The sequence below is a fragment of the Aquabacterium sp. genome (genome assembly GCF_041909175.1).
Lineage (GTDB): Bacteria > Pseudomonadota > Gammaproteobacteria > Burkholderiales > Burkholderiaceae_C > Aquabacterium.
In genome coordinates, this window is record NZ_JAYRDZ010000007.1 from 134,448 (window position 1) to 150,360 (window position 15,913).

A 15,913-nucleotide genomic window follows, 5' to 3' on the forward strand; every position below is an offset into this window, starting at 1 on the left:
CCCTCGTTACTGCGGCAGCAATTCCCGCCATGTGTAGGTCTTGGCGGGTGGGCTGCACTGGAAGGGCGGCTCCTCGTCGTTGTCCAGGGGCTCGTTGCACTCGTCCATGAACTCATCGCCGATGGGGTTGTGAAACTCCTTGAGGCGTTCGACCACGTAGCGGGCCTTGTCGACTTCACCGTGCTCGGCCAGCGAGCGTGCGTAGGCCTTCATCAGGCGGGCATCCAGCAGGTTGTGCAGGGTGCGGCGGAACGCGCGCGGCGGCAAAGAGGGCTCGTCGTCGTCTTGCGTGGTGGCGGCAGCGTAGTCGGCCTGGTAGCCAAACCACGGCATGCGTTGCCCGAACAGGATGCGCTGGTCGAGCGGGCCAGCACCTTCACGGGGTGCATAGATGTTGGCGGCAGCCAGATAGTCCCAGGTGCACCATGCGGCACACAGGCAGGTCGTCAGGCTCAGCACCAGCAGGCGACGGCCCAGCTGGCTTGGTTCGCTGGCCTGGCTGACTTCACCTTGCTGACGCGCGCGTGCTGCCAGCCCGGCACCCCAGGCAAAGGCTGCGGGCAGCAGGAAATAGCTGTACCACAGGGGGTATTCGAGCAGGCTGTGCAGGCCCACGATCAGCACCATGACCGAGGTGGCCCCTGCCGGCGAGCCATGGAAGCCGTCTCCCGGGGGCGGGGTGTCGTCGAGTTGACGCGGCCGAATCAGGGCCCAGGTGCCAAGGCCACATGCCAGCGTCATCAACAAGGCCAGGGGCAGGCCGAGTTCGACCGCCCACTGCAGGATGATGTTGTGGGTGTGGTCGAAGAAGGCCACCGGCCGGGTTGGGAAGGGCGTGAGGGTCCATGCCAGGTTGAACTCACCGTAGCCCACGCCAAACCAGGGGTTCTGGCGAATCAGTTCCAGCACATTGGCCCAGATCTTGAAGCGCGAGCTGGAAATATCGCTTTTGTCATGCAGGCGGGCTTCAGAGGCGAATGCGACCTGCTGGTCGACATGGCTCAGCAGGTACATGCCGCCCCAGAACACACCATAGACGAGCGGGGCGGCCATCAACAGGGCGCGCAGGGGGCGCGGCAGGTCACGGTCACGCCAGCCCCACAGGGCGAGCAGCAGCATGCCCAGCATGCCCGTGCGCGAGGCCGTCAGCACGATGCCGCCGATCATCAGGGTGATGGCCGACAAGGCGAGCCACAGCGGCCAGCGGCGTCGCGCGCCCAGCCAGGCTGTGGCGCAGACCGACCAGACCAGCAGGGTACTGAAGTGGTTCGGCTGGCGCAGGTTGCCCACCGCGCGCCCCGGCATCGTGGGGCCGGCGATCCAGGTGCCATCAGCCCAGGCAGGGTGAAAAACCTGGATGCCGGCGATCACCAGGCCAATCAGCCCGGCAGCGCCCAGCGCCATGCAGAAGGTGTCGAAGATCTCGTCAGCGTCCTGGCGCAAGCCGGTTTTCCAGCCCACGGTGAGTGCCAGCAACGCGGCCAGCGACAGCCCGCCCCCCATCATGCCCAGCCCCAGCGGCAGGTCATGGAGTGCGGGCGAGATCAGCGCCATGGCGGCATTGATCGACAGTGCAGCCCCCACCGCGAGCAAGCCAGCCCGAGGCAGGCCATGACCCACCTTGGGCAGGCCTTGCCCCAGCAGGGCCGCCAGCCACAAGCCCCAACCGAAGACGGCCAGCGCCTGGTTGTAGAAGGTCACCGACGGGGGATCATGTGCGGCAATGAGCGTGGGGGCCACGATGGCCAGCAATGCCAGGGGGAGCCAGATGTCGAAGCGTGCTTTCACAGCGGGACAGCGAAATAGGTATGGCGGTATTGTCGCGGGATTCCGGGCACTTAAGACCCCATGCCTGCGGTGAGTTGAACTTGCGGGCAGACTGGCGGCATGTCTGCTGATCTGTCCCTGTCTCGCCGTGGCGAGACTTTTTTGTTGTGGGTGCTGGCTTCCGTTCAGTTCACCCACATTGTTGACTTCATGGTGATGATGCCGCTGGGGCCAGCCCTGACGCGCCTGTTCGGCATCTCGGATGCCCGCTTCGGGCTGCTGGTCTCGGCCTATTCTCTGGCAGCCGGTGTGTCGGGCCTGGTCGCCTCTACCCTCATCGATCGCTTCGAACGCAAGCGTGCGCTCCTGTTTCTGTACGCCGGTTTCGCGCTGGCCACGCTGGCCTGTGGTCTCGCCAGCAGCTATGGCGCCTTGATGGCCGCGCGGGTTGCCGCCGGGACGTTCGGCGGCGTGCTGGGGGCTTTGGTCACGACCATGGTGGGTGATGCCATTCCCTATGAGCGGCGTGGTCGCGCCATGGGTGTGGTGATGTCGGCCTTTTCTCTGTCTACCGTGGCAGGCGTGCCGGCTTCGCTGTTCGTGGCCAGCCACTGGGGCTGGCACTGGCCTTTCATGCTGATTGCCCTGGTGGCGTTGCCGGTTTGGCTGGTGGCCTGGAAGGTGGTGCCACCCTTGTCTGCCCACCTGCATGGCGCGGGGGCATCGTCAGGGGGAGGGCCGTTGCTCAAGGTGGTGGGTGACCGCAACCACTGGCGGGCGTTTGGCTTGTCCGCCCTGCTGGTGTCGGGCAGCTTCACCATCATTCCCTACATCACCATTTACACCACCACCAACACGGGCCTGCGCAGTGATCAGGTGCCTCTCATGTACCTGGCTGGCGGGGTGGCGACCTTCTTCACAGCGAGGCTGTGGGGGCGTCTGGCTGACCGGTATGGCAAGGTTGGTGTGTTTCGGGGCGTCAGCCTCGCTGCGGTCGTGCCGATGATGGCCCTGACGCATCTGCCACAGGTACCGGTGGCGGTGGTGGTGCTGGTGACGACCGCTTTCTTCGTGTTCGTCTCGGGGCGCATGGTGCCAGGCATGGCCATCCTGACGGCGGCCCCCGAGGCTTCGGTGCGCGGTGCGTTCATGAGTGTCAATGGGGCCTTGCAATCGGCCGCCATGGGCCTGGCGTCCTGGCTGGGCGGCGTGCTCATCAGCCGCGCACCAGATGGTCGGGTTGTGGGGTATGGGGCGTGTGGCTGGCTTGCCCTTGTCAGCACCGTGGTCATGGTCTGGTGGGTGGGCAAGCTGGCGCTGCACAAGTCGGCAGAAGCTGCCGCAACTTGAGCTGGGCGACGTGCAAATATTGCGTCTGCTCAAGGTTTGACGCGAATCCATGTGAAGCTGTTGCAACCAAGTGCAAACCCTTATTTCACGCACTTGTCATGAGCCGGAACCGGGCGCAAACTGACCTTCCGGTTGACGAATTCAGGCAGTTCGCCGGGTCTGGCAACCGGACCTGTTGCAACCTCTTCTGCTCTCGAAAGGAGGCAGTATGAATCTGACGATCAGTGGCCACCATCTTGAAGTTACTCCTGCTCTGCGCGAATACGTGCTGACCAAGCTGGAGCGTGTGACCCGTCATTTCGATCAGGTGGTGGACGTTGCCGTCCTGCTCAGTGTCGAAAAGCAAAAGGAAAAGGAGCGCCGTCAGAAGGCCGAAGTGAATCTCCACGTGAAGGGCAAGGACATCTTCGTGGAAACCTCACATGAAGACCTGTACGCAGCGATCGATCAGCTGATGGACAAGCTTGATCGCCAGGTGGTCCGCCACAAGGACCGTTCGCAAGATCACCAGCACACGACGCACAAGCGTCAGGACGATGTGGCCTGGGAGGCCGCTTCGTGATGTCACCAACAGCAGCACCAAGCTTGGTGCGACCTGATGACGGGTCGCCCGTGCAGTGAGGCACCAAGTTAACGGCCCTTAGGGGCCGTTTTTCATGGGAAAAGACGAGAGTGTGGGATCTACACTGAAATCGACCAACAGATGACTTGCTGCGCTGCAGCAGACAGTGCAGAATGACTTAACGGGTCCTGTTTTGTCGCCTACTTGCAGTAACCCGGTTCATACTTATAATTCGCGCCTCATCCGTCCAGAGGGTGGGGGACAAGGTTTGCCGTCGCCCCCGCTTGTAACAAGATGAATCGACTCTCCGCCATCCTCCCGCCCAGCCAGGTACTGGTCGACGTGGACACAAGCAGCAAGAAGCGTGTTTTTGAATACGCGGGTTTGCTGTTTGAAAATCAGCATGCGATTGCCCGTGCTACCGTCACGGACAATCTGTTTGCCCGCGAGCGGCTCGGGTCGACGGGGCTCGGCCATGGTGTGGCCATTCCCCATGGTCGCATCAAGGGTTTGAAGAACCCGCTGGCTGCCGTGATCCGCCTGAAGGACCCCATCCCCTTCGATGCACCCGACGACGAGCCGGTCAGCCTGCTGATTTTCCTGCTGGTGCCAGAAGCAGCCACGCAGCGCCACCTGGAAATCCTGTCCGAGATTGCCGAGTTGCTGTCGGACCGCGAATTGCGGGACAAGCTCAAGACCGAGCCTGATGCGGCCAAGGTGCACGAGCTGATCGAACGCTGGCAGCCCCTCAAGTCTGTTGCCTGATCACGTGACCGCAGTCCGCGTCAAGGATCTCGCTGTCATCAGCGCGGAGGTGCTCTTCGAGGCCAATCGGGGCGCTTTGCGCTGGGAGTGGATCGCGGGGCATGCCCATCCCGAGCGCCGTTTTGACGAAAAGGCGGTCAAGACCGCCCAGTCGGCGGCCGACCTGGTGGGCTACCTGAACTACATCCACCCCTACCGGGTGCAGATCGTGGGCAAGCGCGAGTCCGAGTATTTTGCGGGCTCCAATCCTGAAGATCAGGAGCGCCGCATCCAGCGCATCGTGACGCTGGAACCACCCGTGGTGGTGGTCGCCGATGCGCAAGCGCCATCCGACCGGCTGATTGCCCTGTGCGGTCGGGCTGGCATTCCTTTGTTTGTGACCCAGGAGCCGGCCGGCCACGTCATCGACGTGCTGCGGTCCTACCTGACGCAGCACTTTGCCGAGCGCATCACGCGCCATGGTGTCTTCATGGACATCCTGGGGCTGGGCGTGCTGCTGACCGGGGAATCTGGCCTGGGCAAGAGCGAACTGGGGCTGGAGTTGATTTCCCGCGGGCATGGCCTGGTGGCCGATGACGCGGTCGACCTTTACCGCGTCACGCGTACCGCGATCGAAGGGCGCTGCCCTGATCTGCTGCAGAACCTGCTGGAAGTGCGGGGCATTGGCCTGCTCGACATCAAGGCCATTTTTGGTGAGACCGCTGTGCGTCGCAAGATGCGACTCAAGCTCATCGTGCACCTGGTTCGCAAGGAAACGATGGAGCGGGAGTTCGAGCGTCTACCGTATGAGCCGCTCTACGAAGAGATCCTGGGCGTGTCGATTCGCAAGGTGGTGATCGCCGTGGATGCCGGGCGCAACTTGGCTGTGCTGGTCGAGGCTGCCGTGCGCAACACCGTGCTGCAACTGCGCGGGATCGACACCTACAAGGAATTCATCAGCCGCCACCAGCGCGCGATGGAGCGGGGCGGCCAGGGCTGAGCAGCCCTGACGATGTCGTGATCAGCGTGGATTCTGTTGTGACTTGCCCGGGCAATTGGGCTTCTGGCAGTTCACATACAGGGACAGCGCATGGTCTTGCAGGGTGTAGCCGCGTTCCTGGGCGATCTGCTGCTGGCGACGTTCGATTTCAGGGTCGTAGAACTCTTCCACGTGGCCGCAGTCCACACACACCAGGTGGTCGTGGTGCTTGCCCTCGTTGAGTTCAAACACGGCCTTGCCGGCTTCGAAGTGGTTGCGCGACAGGATGCCGGCCTGCTCGAACTGCATCAGCACACGGTAGACCGTGGCGAGGCCAATGTCGGAGCCTTCGTTGAGGAGCACCTTGAACACATCTTCCGCAGTCAGGTGGCGATCGCTCGAACGCTGGAACACTTCCAGGATCTTGATGCGCGGCAGCGTGGCTTTGAGTCCGCTGCTCTTGAGTTCGTCGGCGTTGTTCATGGTTGCTCCGTGAAATGCAGGCAGCGGGTGTCGGCCGCCGCTAGAATCCGAGATGATATCGACTTGGCCGTCAATCTGACGCGTCAGGGTTTTATGCCCGGCGTTTTTTTGTGCTGATTTTTAAGGCGTAGACCTCATGCTGCTTTCTGTGACCCGCCGTTCCCTGGCCCTGGTGGCTGTTCCTGCGTTGCTGCTGACACTGCCTGGTTGCAGTTCCTGGCGCAATTCATCCTGGTCGCCTGAAACCCTGTTCGGCGTGATCAAACCCTACAAGACCGACGTGGTGCAGGGCAATGTGGTGACCCAGGAGGTGATGGCGCAGATCCAGCCTGGCCTGGGTCGTGTTCAGGTGCGTGACATCCTGGGTGCGCCGCTGCTGGCCGATGTGTTCCACCAGGATCGCTGGGATTACGTCTTCACCATCCGTCGCCAGGGGGTGGAGCCCCAAAAGCGCAAGGTGACCGTCTACTTCAAGAATGATGTGGTCGACCATTTTGAAGCCGACGCCCTGCCTTCCGAGCATGAATTCGTGGCCTCGATCGACAAGCCGGGCGAGGCGAAGAAGCCGCCTCAGGATCTGAGCGATGCCCAGATCGCCGCCTTGCCGGTTCCACCCAAGGTGGATGACACCCGCAAGGTGCCTGTGGGCGCGGTGCGTACCTACCCGACACTGGAGTGATGGTGCAGGGCTGAGCCCTTCATGCACTCCCTTCCTTTACTGAACAAGACACCATTTCTCCATGAGTTCGGAATCCTCTTCCCCGGCCTCCCAGCCAAGCTACAAGATCGCCATTGCCGGAGCCTCCGGCCGCATGGGCCGCATGCTGATCGAGGCCGTTCAGGCTGCCGATGACGCGGTGCTCGCCGGTGCGCTGGATGTGCCGTCCAGTCCTGCCATCGGCATGGATGCCACGGCCTTCTCGGGTCAGCGCTCTGGTGTGCTCATCACCGCCGATCTGCAAGAAGGCCTCAAGGGCGCCGATTTCCTGATCGATTTCACCCGCCCCGAAGGCACGCTGGCCCACCTGAAGGTCTGCCGCGAGCTGGGTGTGAAGGCGGTCATCGGCACCACGGGCTTCACGCCCGAGCAACTCGCCGAGGTGCGGGATGCCGCGCGCGATGTGGCCATCGTGATGGCGCCGAACATGAGCGTGGGTGTCAACGTGGTCATGAAGTTGCTGGCCCAGGCGGCCAAGGCACTCAAGGAAGGCTATGACATCGAGATCATTGAAGCCCACCACCGCCACAAGGTCGATGCGCCGAGCGGTACGGCCCTGAAGATGGGCGAAGTGGTGGCCGAGGCGGTGGGACGTGATCTGAAGTCCTGCGCGGTTTATGGTCGGGAGGGTGTGACCGGCGAGCGTGATCCGAGCACCATCGGTTTTGCCACCGTGCGTGGCGGCGATATCGTGGGTGACCACACGGTGCTGTTTGCCGGTATCGGCGAGCGCATCGAGATCACGCACAAGTCTTCCTCTCGCTCGACCTATGCGCAGGGCAGCCTGCGGGCCGTGCGTTTCCTGGCCAACCAGCCACACGGTCTGTTCGGGATGGATGACGTCCTGGCGCTGAAGTAAACAACAGGAGTGCGGCCATGAACGGGCTGTTGCACGTATGGGAACAGGGTGACCTGGTCAGCCGTGGCGTGGCCGCCATGCTGCTGCTCATGTCGATCGCGGCATGGGTGATCATCCTCTGGAAGGGTTGGGTGCTGGCCCGGGTGCGGCGCGACATGGCGCAAGGCGTCGGCCTGTTGTGGCAGGCTCGCGATCTGGGTGCCGCCCGTCAGGCCGTCGAGGGCGTGGACCGCGAGGGCGTGATGGTGCCCTTGATCGATGCGGCGCAAGGCGCGCCTGCGCCGGGCACCCTGGAGGATGCCGGCGACCCCGAGGCTCAGCTGACCCGTCGCCTGCGCGATGCCCTGCATGCCGTGCTGACGCGTCTGCAGGCAGGCCAGGTGCTGCTGGCCTCTGTCGGGGCTGTGTCGCCCTTTGTGGGGCTGTTTGGCACGGTCTGGGGCATCTACCACGCCATGATCGCCATCAGCACCGAAGGCTCGGTCGGCATCGACAAGGTGGCCGGTCCGGTGGGTGAGTCGCTCATCATGACCGCGACAGGGCTGGCTGTGGCCATCCCCGCTGTGCTCGCCTACAACGTGCTGGGCAAGTACGTGTCGGCCTGCGAAGCCGATCTGGAAGGTCTGGCGCATGACCTGCGTGAGCTGGTGCTGGGCCGTCCCGCATCGGGTCGCGGCGACTGAGGCGCGATCATGGCATTCGGCCGACTGGAGCGACGTCAGGGCGCCAAGCCCATGAGCGACATCAACATGACGCCGCTGATCGACGTCATGCTGGTGCTCGTCATCATCTTCATGCTGACGGCGCCGCTGATGACGTCCGACCTCAAGCTCAACCTGCCCAAGGCGGATGCGGTGGCCACCGAGGCCCCGCCGGACAGCCTCACCATCGCATTGACTGCCAAGGGCGATGTCTATCTGAACGACAAGCTGCTGTCGGCTGGTGACCTGAAAGCCCAGGTTGGCGTCATTGGCAAGCAGCGGCCGGATACCGAAGTGCAACTTCAGGCCGATCAGGCTGTCGCCTACGGGCGTGTGGCCGAGCTGATCGGGGTGTTGCAAAAAGCCGGCTTGAATCGCATTGCCTTCGTGACCCTGCCTGCTCCCGGCGCACAATAAGCCTGTGTTGATCGATCAGGAGTGGTATGGCCGCCCCCAAGTTTGCGACCCGGCATTTTGATGATGCCCAGGCTGCACTGTCGTATGTGCAGCACCTTTACGACTCCCAGATCCAGTACTTGCGCGAAGCCTTGAAGCGCTTCGTGGCAGGTGAGGACGTCAAACACCATGTGCGCGCCAAATACCCCTTTGTGCGCATCCACACCGACACGGTGGCCCACGCCGATTCGCGTCTGTCATTCGGTTTCGTGGCGGGCCCCGGCATCTATGAGACGACGCTGACCCGTCCGGACCTCTATGCCGATTACTACCGCGAGCAGTTCGAGCTGCTGCTGAAGAACCACGGGGTGTCACTGGAAGTCGGCCTGAGCAGCGAGCCGATTCCCGTGCATTTCTCGCTGGCCGAGCATGCGCATCTGGAGGGCAATATGCCGGCGGAGCGGCGCCTGCTGCTGCGCGACATGTTCGACCTGCCCGACCTCGCCTCCATGGACGATGGCATCGCCAATGGCACCTATGAAAGCCGTGGCGGTGCAGCGCGGCCCCTGGCGCTGTTCACGGCGCCGCGTGTCGACTATTCCCTGCACCGTCTGCGCCATTACACCGGTACATCGCCTGAGCATTTCCAGAACTTCGTGCTGTTCACGAACTACCAGTTCTACATCGACGAGTTCGTGCGCATGGGGCAGGAGCTGATGGCGCGACCCGTTGACCCGGCCAACCCGCGTGATGACGACGACTGCATCGCGTTTGTGGAGCCCGGCAACGTGGTGACCCGGCGCGTGGGTGCGCCTGCCGAAGCGGGGGATGAGTTGGGGGCGGTGCCCCCCCGTTTGCCGCAGATGCCGGCCTACCACCTGATTCGCCGCGACCGCAGCGGTGTGACGATGGTGAACATCGGGGTGGGCCCGGCCAACGCCAAGACGGCAACCGACCACATCGCCGTGCTGCGTCCGCATGCATGGATCATGCTGGGGCACTGCGCGGGCCTGCGCAATTCACAGCAGTTGGGCGACTATGTGCTCGCACACGGCTATGTGCGTGAGGACCATGTGCTCGATGAAGACCTGCCGCTGTGGGTGCCGATTCCGCCGCTGGCGGAAATCCAGCTGGCGCTGGAAGGGGCCGTGGAGGATGTCACCCAGCTCAACGGTTACGAACTCAAGCGCATCATGCGCACAGGCACAGTGGCGTCGACCGACAACCGCAATTGGGAGTTGTTGCCGCACCGTGAGCCGGAACGTCGCTTCAGCCAGAGCCGGGCGGTGGCCCTCGACATGGAAAGCGCGACGATCGCCGCCAATGGCTTCCGCTTCCGGGTGCCCTATGGCACTTTGCTGTGTGTGAGCGACAAGCCGCTGCACGGCGAGCTCAAGCTGCCGGGCATGGCCAACCAGTTCTACCGAGAGCGGGTAGACCAGCATCTGCGCATTGGCTTGCGGGCGATCGAGCGTCTGCGCCAGAACGGGCTGGGGCAGTTGCACAGCCGCAAGCTGCGCAGTTTTGCAGAGGTGGCGTTCCAGTAAGCTGGACTGGTGCGCCAAAGAAGAAGAGCGGCCTGGAGCCGCTCTTGCTGTTTCTGGAACCGATCAGGCCACGTGGGCTTGCTGGTTCATCATTTCCGCGACAGGGATCACTTCGCGGCGGATCTGCTCACCAGCCAGTTCGGCAGCGACCTTCAGGTCGTAGGCCGTCTGGAGGTCCATCCAGTACTGAGCCGTGGTGCCGAAGAAGCGAGCCAGTCGCAGCGCGGAGTCGGGGCTGATGCCGCGGCGTTCGCGAACGATGTCATTGACACGAGGAGCGGGCACATGGAGGCGAATCGCCAAGCCGCTAGCGGACAAGCCCTGAGGCGCCATGAACTTGTTGCGGAGAATGGCACCCGGGTGTACTGCTTCAGTGGTATTCATCGTGCTACTTATTAGGGTTTTCATGGATACTTGTGGCATCCTAGACCGAATGTGACATTGAAACTGTCAAGGTCATTACAGTTTACACGTGAACCATCTAACCCGCCTAGGGTTAACAAATCTTGACTGCTCGACGTACCGAAGCGACTCCGCTGTCCTTGTTGCCGGCGCTGAGGTCGCACCTCTGGTTTGCCAGTTGCCCTGTTCCCTTGCAGGAAGGGCTCATCAACCTGTCTCGCCTCTGGCATCTGGATGCCGGAGAAACCCTGTTCGCCCGTGGCGGTGACCACGATGGCCTGTGCTGTGTCGTGGCCGGGGCCTTGCGGGTGGGGTCGGTGAGTCCGCATGAGGGGGCGCAGCAGATCACGGCTTATCTGGAGCCATATCAATGGTTTGGCGAGATCGCCCTGATCGACAGCCTGCCGCGCAGCCAGGATGCCGTGGCCGATACCGACAGCACCGTGTTGGCCGTGCCCAAGGTGTTGCTGGAGCCCTGGCTCAATGAACACCCGCAATACTGGCGCGACATGGCCCGACTGGCGTGTACCAAAGTGCGGATGATGCTGATGGCGATGGAGGACAACGCCACCTTGCCGATCGAACAGCAATTGGCGAGGCGCTTGTTGTACTCGGCCACCAGCTATGGGCACTCGGCTTCGCCCAAGGCCCGCCGCCACCTGCGTTTGCCGCAGGAGTATCTGGCGCGCATGCTGGGGGTGTCTCGTCAGACAGTGAACAAGGCGCTGAAATCGCTGGCCAATGACCAGCTGATCGCTGTGCGTTATGCCGAGATCGAGATCACCGACATGGCCGGCCTCATGATGCGGGCCGGGCCAGTCGAATCGCCCCTGTGGGGGCGGGTGCACCTGCCGGATGTCGGCGTGCCACCCGATCCGGTTGTCTGAGCTACCTCAGACCTGGCGTGGGTGGACTTTGCCCGCGGCTTCCTTGGCGCGCTGGCGGGCCACTTCGACATCGGCGTCGTAAGCGAGGGCCACGCCCATGCGGCGCTTGACGAAACTTTCCGGTTTGCCGAACAGCCGCAGGTCGGTCTGGGGGACGCGCAGCGCGTCGGCCACGCCGTCAAAGGCCAGGGCCTGGGCATCGACACCACCGTAAATGACGGCAGAAGCGCCAGGAGAACGCAAGGCGGTGTTCACGGGCAGCCCGAGGATGGCGCGTGCGTGCAACTCGAATTCGCTTTGCACCTGGGTGGTCAGGGTGACCAGGCCGGTGTCGTGCGGGCGGGGGCTGACTTCGCTGAACCATACCTGTTCGCCCTTCACGAACAGTTCGACGCCGAACAGGCCTTGTCCACCGAGGTCGTCGGTGATGGCCTTGGCGATGTCACGGGCCTTTTGCAGGGCGGCCGGGTGCATGGGGTGCGGCTGCCAGCTCTCGACGTAATCGCCGCTGACCTGGATGTGGCCGATGGGGTCGCAGAAGTGGGTCTCGATCTGGCCATCGGCACCGACGGCCCGCACGGTCAGCTGGGTGATTTCGTAGTCGAAGTCGATGAAGCCTTCGACGATCACGCGCCCATGGCTCACACGTCCACCGGCCATGGCGTAATCCCAGGCGGTGGCGATGTCGTCTTCGCCATCGAGCTTGCTCTGGCCTTTGCCGGAGGAGCTCATCACGGGTTTGACCACGCAGGGAAAACCGATGCCGGGCTGATGGCCCTCGCCGAGGATGGCTGCACGCAGCTCGTCCAGCGAGTCACAGAAACGGTAAGGGCTGGTGGGCAAACCCAGTGTTTCGGCCGCCAGGCGGCGGATGCCTTCGCGGTCCATGGTCAGGCGTGCAGCCCGTGCAGTCGGGATCACGCGAACCAGCCCTTCGGCTTCCATCTTGACGAGTTCGTCCGTGGCGATCGCTTCGATTTCAGGCACCACCAGATGGGGGCGGTCTGTCTCGACCAGGTGGCGCAAGGCCGCCGGGTCGCTCATGGTGATGGTGCGGCTGTGGTGGGCAACCTGCTGACCAGGCGCCCCTGCATAACGGTCAACAGCCGTGGTTTCGACACCCAGTCGCTGCAAGGCGATCAGCACTTCCTTGCCCAGCTCGCCTGAGCCGAGCAGCATCACGCGTGTGGCTGCGGGTGACAGGGGGGTGCCAAGGGTGCAGGTCTGGGCTTGAGTGGGCGAGGCGGACTTCATGACAGCAGTGAGGTGGCTTGCCCGGATCGGGCGGATTCAGACATTGTGAAGCATGGGCAGGCAAACCTCGAAGCGGCTGCCTGCTCCCGGGGTACTCTGCACGCCGAGGTGGCCGTCCATGCGGTCAACCAGGCGCTGCACCACGGCCAGACCCAGCCCCGTGCCTTCGGTGTTGGTCGACCGGGCGTGCTCCAGCCGCACATAGGGCTGAAAGATGTCGCTCAGGTGCGCTTCGGGCATGCCGACCCCGGTGTCTTCGACGACCAGGCAGACCATGCCGGGCTCGGTGGTGCTGGTGTGGGCCTTCAGGACCACCTCGCCATGAGGGGTGTACTTGATGGCATTGCTCAGCAAGTTCCCCAGCACCTGTCTGACCCGCATCGGGTCACCATGGGACAGGGCCAGCAAGGGGCGTTCTGCATCATGCAGCACCAGCCGGAGCTGGAGCCCCTTGCCTTGGGCCGATGCGCGCCACTCGTCGATCAGCTCGCTCAACAGGGCAGGTAGATCGATCGGTTCGTTTGCCAGGTGCAGAGAGGGGTCCTCCAGCCGGGTGTATTCGGTGACGTCGCGCAAGTGGGTCTGCAACTGGTCAGCGGCGCCACGCAGACGCGCTACGACGCGCTGGTCGGCCGGGGCAGCCAGGCGCATGGCGAGCAGATCGATGGAGCCCAGCATGGACTGCAAAGGGGTGCGGATCTCATGCGAGACCATGGCGAGAAAGCGGGCCTTGCTGCGGTAGCTGTCCTGTCGGGCCTGGTCCAGAGAGCGCCGCAGCCGCACGATATAAGGCAAGGCCAGGATATAGAGCGGGTGGGAGACCGCCGTGGTGAGCAGGGCTTGTTGAATCAGCGCCTGGATGCCGGCTTGCTCGTCGGGCAATTGGCCGCTGAGATGCCAGGACCACACGAACTGGATCATCAAGGCGGTGTAGTGGATCCAGCACAGCCAGGTGGCGGCCAGGCCACGCAGGGTGATGTAGGCGCCGACGTAGAGCAGTGGCATGAACTGCATGACGGCGGCGACGTTGTAAAGGCCATGCACGCTCGGTTGCTGCAAGGTGAAAAACAGGGCGCCCTGCATGAAGAGGGCGGCCGGCAGCAAGGCCACCTTGGCCATGAGCCTGGCGCGCCGCTGGTCAGCGGTCAGGCGTTTCATCAGCGTCGGTCTGAGCCAGGCGGTCGAGGTGGCTCTGGATGGCCGCTGCCAGCACGGCAGGGCGGACTGGCTTTTCGAAGAAGGTGGCGCCACGTGTGCGCAAGAGCGTGGTCAGGTCGGCTTCGGTGGCCTGGCCGTCACGCAACTGCCCGGTGAGCACGACGATGGGCGCGACCGGGCAGGTGCGGCGGATCTGCTCGATCAAGGCATGCGCGGTGCGTTGGTGCCCGAGGATGAAGTCGACGATGAAGGCATCGTAGTGTGTCAGCGGGGTGTCCAGCAGGCCGCTGGCGCTGGTGAAGGCCTGGGCCTGGTAGCCGGCTTCGACAAACCACTCCTGCAGGGCTTCAGCCGCGAGCCGATCGTCATCCACGATGGCGAGGCGGGCCAGGTGATCGGGCCGCTCCTGGCTGATCACCAGTTGGTCGACGGCGTAATGGGGAAAGGCCATGCCCCGGTCGCGCAACTCGCCCGTACTGGCAACCCACCAACCGTGCGCATCGTGGGCGGCGGCGAGTTGATCGGCAGGCGCGTGGGCGGGCAATTGGGCACCCAGACGGATGTCGCAGGGCAGCAGCTGTGCCAGGTGCACAAACCGGGCAGACAAGGTGGAAGGCTGTGGGGGCGGCAGTGCGCTGGTGCTGGTGCTGGTCGATCCCATATCGGCAAACACGGCGTCCAGTGATTCACCGTAGTAGCGGGTGAGTTGCCACACTTCGCCGAAGGACCAGCTGGCGCCTTTCAGCTTGCGGCGAGCCTGACTGATGGACATGCCCGTGATTTGCGACAGCACATTGGCGTGTTGCCGCGCCGGTACGCCGTGACGGGCCATCAACTCCGCCAGGCGAGTGGCAGCCATGCCCGACAGGGCGTCATCGGTCGATGCCATGTCGTCGGTGTCGGGTGGGGTGTGCAGGGCGTCCATATGTGTGGAAATTATCACGTGCCGCCTCAGGGTATCCACGCTGTTTGATGCAGCTCGTAACAAATATCGTTCATAAATGATTGCGTGACGCAGATTTGCGCCTCAAAATCCGCGTCACGCGCAAAATTCATCTTCCGGGCACAGCTCAGGGACCCTTTTCCAACAAAGTGCTGATCTCTCACCAGGTCAGCCAGCAAAGCCTTGGTGGTCACCACCTATGCTGGGCTGCATGCCTTCGGGCTTGCCAAGCCGCCTCTCGGGGCGGCTTTTCTTTTGGTCGACACCGCGGGCTTCGGCGATGATCTCGGGGTTGTTGCTGGAGTTGCCATGTCAGAAGTGTCCCGTCGCCTTGCCATCGTGGCGGCCATGCCCGAAGAGCTTGAAGCCTTGTTGAATGCGATGCCGGACCGCCGGCCTGTCGAGCGTGCAGGGCGCATCTTCTGGCTGGGGCACTGGTGTGGTCAGGAAGTGGTCGCAGTGCTGTCGCGCATTGGCAAGGTGGCGGCAGCCATCACCACCACGGTGTTGTTGTGCGAGTTTGCTGTCGATCGGGTGCTGTTCACCGGTGTCGCAGGTGGTCTGGGTGACGACGTTCGGGTGGGCGATGTGGTGGTGGCCGACCAGTTGATTCAGCACGACATGGATGCCAGCCCGCTGTTTCCCCGTTTTGAATTGCCTGGAACCGGGCAGACTGCCTTGGCGGCAGACGAAACCTGGTGTCAGTCGATCGTGGCCTGTGCGGAGCGGGTCTTGAGCCCGCAGGCCTTGTCGAGTGGCGGAGCGTTGGCTGAGGTGCATTTGTCTGCGCTCGGGCTGGCGGCACCGCGCGTGCACCGGGGGTTGATCGTCAGTGGCGATGTGTTCGTGTCCACCACTGCGGCCAGCGAGGCCTTGCGTGCAGCCTTGCCCGGGGCGCTGGCAGTCGAGATGGAGGGTGCCGCAGTCGCTCAGGTGTGTGGTGACTTCGGCGTGCCCTTTGCGGTGGTGCGCACGATCTCGGACCGAGCCGATGACGCCGCCCATGTGGATTTTGGGCGCTTTGTGCAGGACGTGGCGAGTCGCTATTCCCTGGCTCTGGCTCAGGCCATCGTGCTGGATCGATGGTGAACGGACACGCCTTCAAGGGATGAAACCCCCGCGTTTTCGAGCTTTCCTCCGCAGGCGCAGCAAGTCATAGTGCC

The 15,913-nt window shown here is 63.4% G+C and carries 17 protein-coding genes; 11 read left to right on the plus strand and 6 right to left on the minus strand.

The features are described 5' to 3' along the window. Positions 1–6: 6 nt before the first annotated feature. Positions 7–1,788, minus strand: a complete 1,782-nt coding sequence (locus tag ACE3PH_RS12060) for a Wzy polymerase domain-containing protein (RefSeq protein ID WP_374319268.1) — start codon at positions 1,786–1,788, stop codon at positions 7–9. A 99-nt stretch (positions 1,789–1,887) separates the two neighbouring features. Between ACE3PH_RS12060 and ACE3PH_RS12065 the strand changes: the two genes are divergently transcribed. The 4 genes from ACE3PH_RS12065 (at position 1,888) to hprK (ending at position 5,423) form a co-directional block, all read left to right on the plus strand. Further along, positions 1,888–3,117 (plus strand): MFS transporter, encoded by a 1,230-nt coding sequence (locus ACE3PH_RS12065; RefSeq protein WP_374319269.1) that lies wholly within the window; start codon positions 1,888–1,890, stop codon positions 3,115–3,117. A gap of 208 nt (positions 3,118–3,325) precedes the next feature. Continuing rightward, a complete protein-coding gene (gene hpf / locus ACE3PH_RS12070; protein ID WP_374319272.1) occupies positions 3,326–3,679 on the plus strand; it encodes a ribosome hibernation-promoting factor, HPF/YfiA family in 354 nt (117 codons plus the stop codon). Positions 3,680–3,973: 294 nt separating this feature from the next. After that, on the plus strand, positions 3,974–4,444 hold the full coding sequence (locus ACE3PH_RS12075) for a PTS sugar transporter subunit IIA (protein ID WP_374319274.1): 471 nt from the start codon (positions 3,974–3,976) through the stop codon (positions 4,442–4,444). A gap of 4 nt (positions 4,445–4,448) precedes the next feature. Beyond that, positions 4,449–5,423, plus strand: coding sequence for an HPr(Ser) kinase/phosphatase (gene hprK / locus ACE3PH_RS12080; RefSeq protein WP_374319276.1), 975 nt, complete (start codon positions 4,449–4,451; stop codon positions 5,421–5,423). Between the two features lie 21 nt (positions 5,424–5,444). On the opposite strand, the gene fur is transcribed toward hprK, so the two are convergent. After that, entirely contained in the window at positions 5,445–5,885 is a 441-nt protein-coding gene (gene fur / locus ACE3PH_RS12085) for a ferric iron uptake transcriptional regulator (RefSeq protein ID WP_374319278.1), read from the minus strand. A 136-nt stretch (positions 5,886–6,021) separates the two neighbouring features. Between fur and ACE3PH_RS12090 the strand changes: the two genes are divergently transcribed. From ACE3PH_RS12090 to ACE3PH_RS12110, 5 genes are all read left to right on the plus strand, one after another. Next, a complete protein-coding gene (locus tag ACE3PH_RS12090) occupies positions 6,022–6,564 on the plus strand; it encodes an outer membrane protein assembly factor BamE (protein ID WP_374319280.1) in 543 nt (180 codons plus the stop codon). A 61-nt stretch (positions 6,565–6,625) separates the two neighbouring features. Further along, positions 6,626–7,462 carry a 4-hydroxy-tetrahydrodipicolinate reductase gene (gene dapB / locus ACE3PH_RS12095; protein WP_374319282.1) on the plus strand — a complete coding sequence of 279 codons (837 nt, stop codon included), beginning with the start codon at positions 6,626–6,628 and terminating at the stop codon, positions 7,460–7,462. Positions 7,463–7,479: 17 nt separating this feature from the next. Beyond that, positions 7,480–8,145: a MotA/TolQ/ExbB proton channel family protein gene (locus tag ACE3PH_RS12100; protein ID WP_374319285.1), complete on the plus strand. Its 666-nt coding sequence runs from the start codon at positions 7,480–7,482 to the stop codon at positions 8,143–8,145. Between the two features lie 9 nt (positions 8,146–8,154). Continuing rightward, positions 8,155–8,580 carry an ExbD/TolR family protein gene (locus ACE3PH_RS12105; protein ID WP_374319287.1) on the plus strand — a complete coding sequence of 142 codons (426 nt, stop codon included), beginning with the start codon at positions 8,155–8,157 and terminating at the stop codon, positions 8,578–8,580. 26 nt (positions 8,581–8,606) lie between these two features. Then, positions 8,607–10,106: an AMP nucleosidase gene (locus tag ACE3PH_RS12110; RefSeq protein WP_374319289.1), complete on the plus strand. Its 1,500-nt coding sequence runs from the start codon at positions 8,607–8,609 to the stop codon at positions 10,104–10,106. Between the two features lie 63 nt (positions 10,107–10,169). On the opposite strand, the gene ACE3PH_RS12115 is transcribed toward ACE3PH_RS12110, so the two are convergent. Next, the gene (locus ACE3PH_RS12115; protein WP_374319291.1) at positions 10,170–10,490 is read right to left on the minus strand and encodes a HigA family addiction module antitoxin; all 321 of its coding nucleotides are present in this window, start codon (positions 10,488–10,490) and stop codon (positions 10,170–10,172) included. A 122-nt stretch (positions 10,491–10,612) separates the two neighbouring features. Here ACE3PH_RS12115 and ACE3PH_RS12120 point away from each other — a divergent pair, with 122 nt between their 5' ends. Continuing rightward, complete coding sequence (locus ACE3PH_RS12120) at positions 10,613–11,395, plus strand: Crp/Fnr family transcriptional regulator (RefSeq protein WP_374319293.1); 783 nt, start codon at positions 10,613–10,615, stop codon at positions 11,393–11,395. Positions 11,396–11,401: 6 nt separating this feature from the next. Here ACE3PH_RS12120 and purT read toward each other — a convergent pair whose 3' ends face one another. From purT to ACE3PH_RS12135, 3 genes are read right to left on the minus strand one after another with little or no spacing between them, the layout of a single operon-like run. After that, positions 11,402–12,649, minus strand: a complete 1,248-nt coding sequence (purT, locus tag ACE3PH_RS12125; protein WP_374319295.1) for a formate-dependent phosphoribosylglycinamide formyltransferase — start codon at positions 12,647–12,649, stop codon at positions 11,402–11,404. Positions 12,650–12,685: 36 nt separating this feature from the next. Continuing rightward, positions 12,686–13,807: a sensor histidine kinase gene (locus ACE3PH_RS12130; RefSeq protein ID WP_374319297.1), complete on the minus strand. Its 1,122-nt coding sequence runs from the start codon at positions 13,805–13,807 to the stop codon at positions 12,686–12,688. Continuing rightward, on the minus strand, positions 13,788–14,732 hold the full coding sequence (locus tag ACE3PH_RS12135) for a helix-turn-helix domain-containing protein (RefSeq protein ID WP_374319298.1): 945 nt from the start codon (positions 14,730–14,732) through the stop codon (positions 13,788–13,790). Before ACE3PH_RS12135 ends, ACE3PH_RS12130 begins: the two co-directional genes overlap by 20 nt. 327 nt (positions 14,733–15,059) lie before the next feature. Here ACE3PH_RS12135 and ACE3PH_RS12140 point away from each other — a divergent pair, with 327 nt between their 5' ends. Next, positions 15,060–15,839 (plus strand): 5'-methylthioadenosine/adenosylhomocysteine nucleosidase, encoded by a 780-nt coding sequence (locus tag ACE3PH_RS12140; protein WP_374319300.1) that lies wholly within the window; start codon positions 15,060–15,062, stop codon positions 15,837–15,839. Positions 15,840–15,913 lie beyond the last annotated feature (74 nt).

What these genes read in the sequence shown, in the direction of transcription:
- ACE3PH_RS12065 (WP_374319269.1), top strand. Translation starts at nt 1,888, where the DNA reads ATGTCTGCTGATCTGTCCCTGTCTCGCCGTGGCGAGACTTTTTTGTTG.
- hpf (WP_374319272.1), top strand. Translation starts at nt 3,326, where the DNA reads ATGAATCTGACGATCAGTGGCCACCATCTTGAAGTTACTCCTGCTCTG.
- ACE3PH_RS12075 (WP_374319274.1), top strand. Translation starts at nt 3,974, where the DNA reads ATGAATCGACTCTCCGCCATCCTCCCGCCCAGCCAGGTACTGGTCGAC.
- fur (WP_374319278.1), bottom strand. Translation starts at nt 5,885, where the DNA reads ATGAACAACGCCGACGAACTCAAGAGCAGCGGACTCAAAGCCACGCTG.
- ACE3PH_RS12090 (WP_374319280.1), top strand. Translation starts at nt 6,022, where the DNA reads ATGCTGCTTTCTGTGACCCGCCGTTCCCTGGCCCTGGTGGCTGTTCCT.
- dapB (WP_374319282.1), top strand. Translation starts at nt 6,626, where the DNA reads ATGAGTTCGGAATCCTCTTCCCCGGCCTCCCAGCCAAGCTACAAGATC.
- ACE3PH_RS12100 (WP_374319285.1), top strand. Translation starts at nt 7,480, where the DNA reads ATGAACGGGCTGTTGCACGTATGGGAACAGGGTGACCTGGTCAGCCGT.
- ACE3PH_RS12105 (WP_374319287.1), top strand. Translation starts at nt 8,155, where the DNA reads ATGGCATTCGGCCGACTGGAGCGACGTCAGGGCGCCAAGCCCATGAGC.
- ACE3PH_RS12110 (WP_374319289.1), top strand. Translation starts at nt 8,607, where the DNA reads ATGGCCGCCCCCAAGTTTGCGACCCGGCATTTTGATGATGCCCAGGCT.
- ACE3PH_RS12115 (WP_374319291.1), bottom strand. Translation starts at nt 10,490, where the DNA reads ATGAATACCACTGAAGCAGTACACCCGGGTGCCATTCTCCGCAACAAG.
- purT (WP_374319295.1), bottom strand. Translation starts at nt 12,649, where the DNA reads ATGAAGTCCGCCTCGCCCACTCAAGCCCAGACCTGCACCCTTGGCACC.
- ACE3PH_RS12130 (WP_374319297.1), bottom strand. Translation starts at nt 13,807, where the DNA reads ATGAAACGCCTGACCGCTGACCAGCGGCGCGCCAGGCTCATGGCCAAG.
- ACE3PH_RS12135 (WP_374319298.1), bottom strand. Translation starts at nt 14,732, where the DNA reads ATGGACGCCCTGCACACCCCACCCGACACCGACGACATGGCATCGACC.
- ACE3PH_RS12140 (WP_374319300.1), top strand. Translation starts at nt 15,060, where the DNA reads ATGTCAGAAGTGTCCCGTCGCCTTGCCATCGTGGCGGCCATGCCCGAA.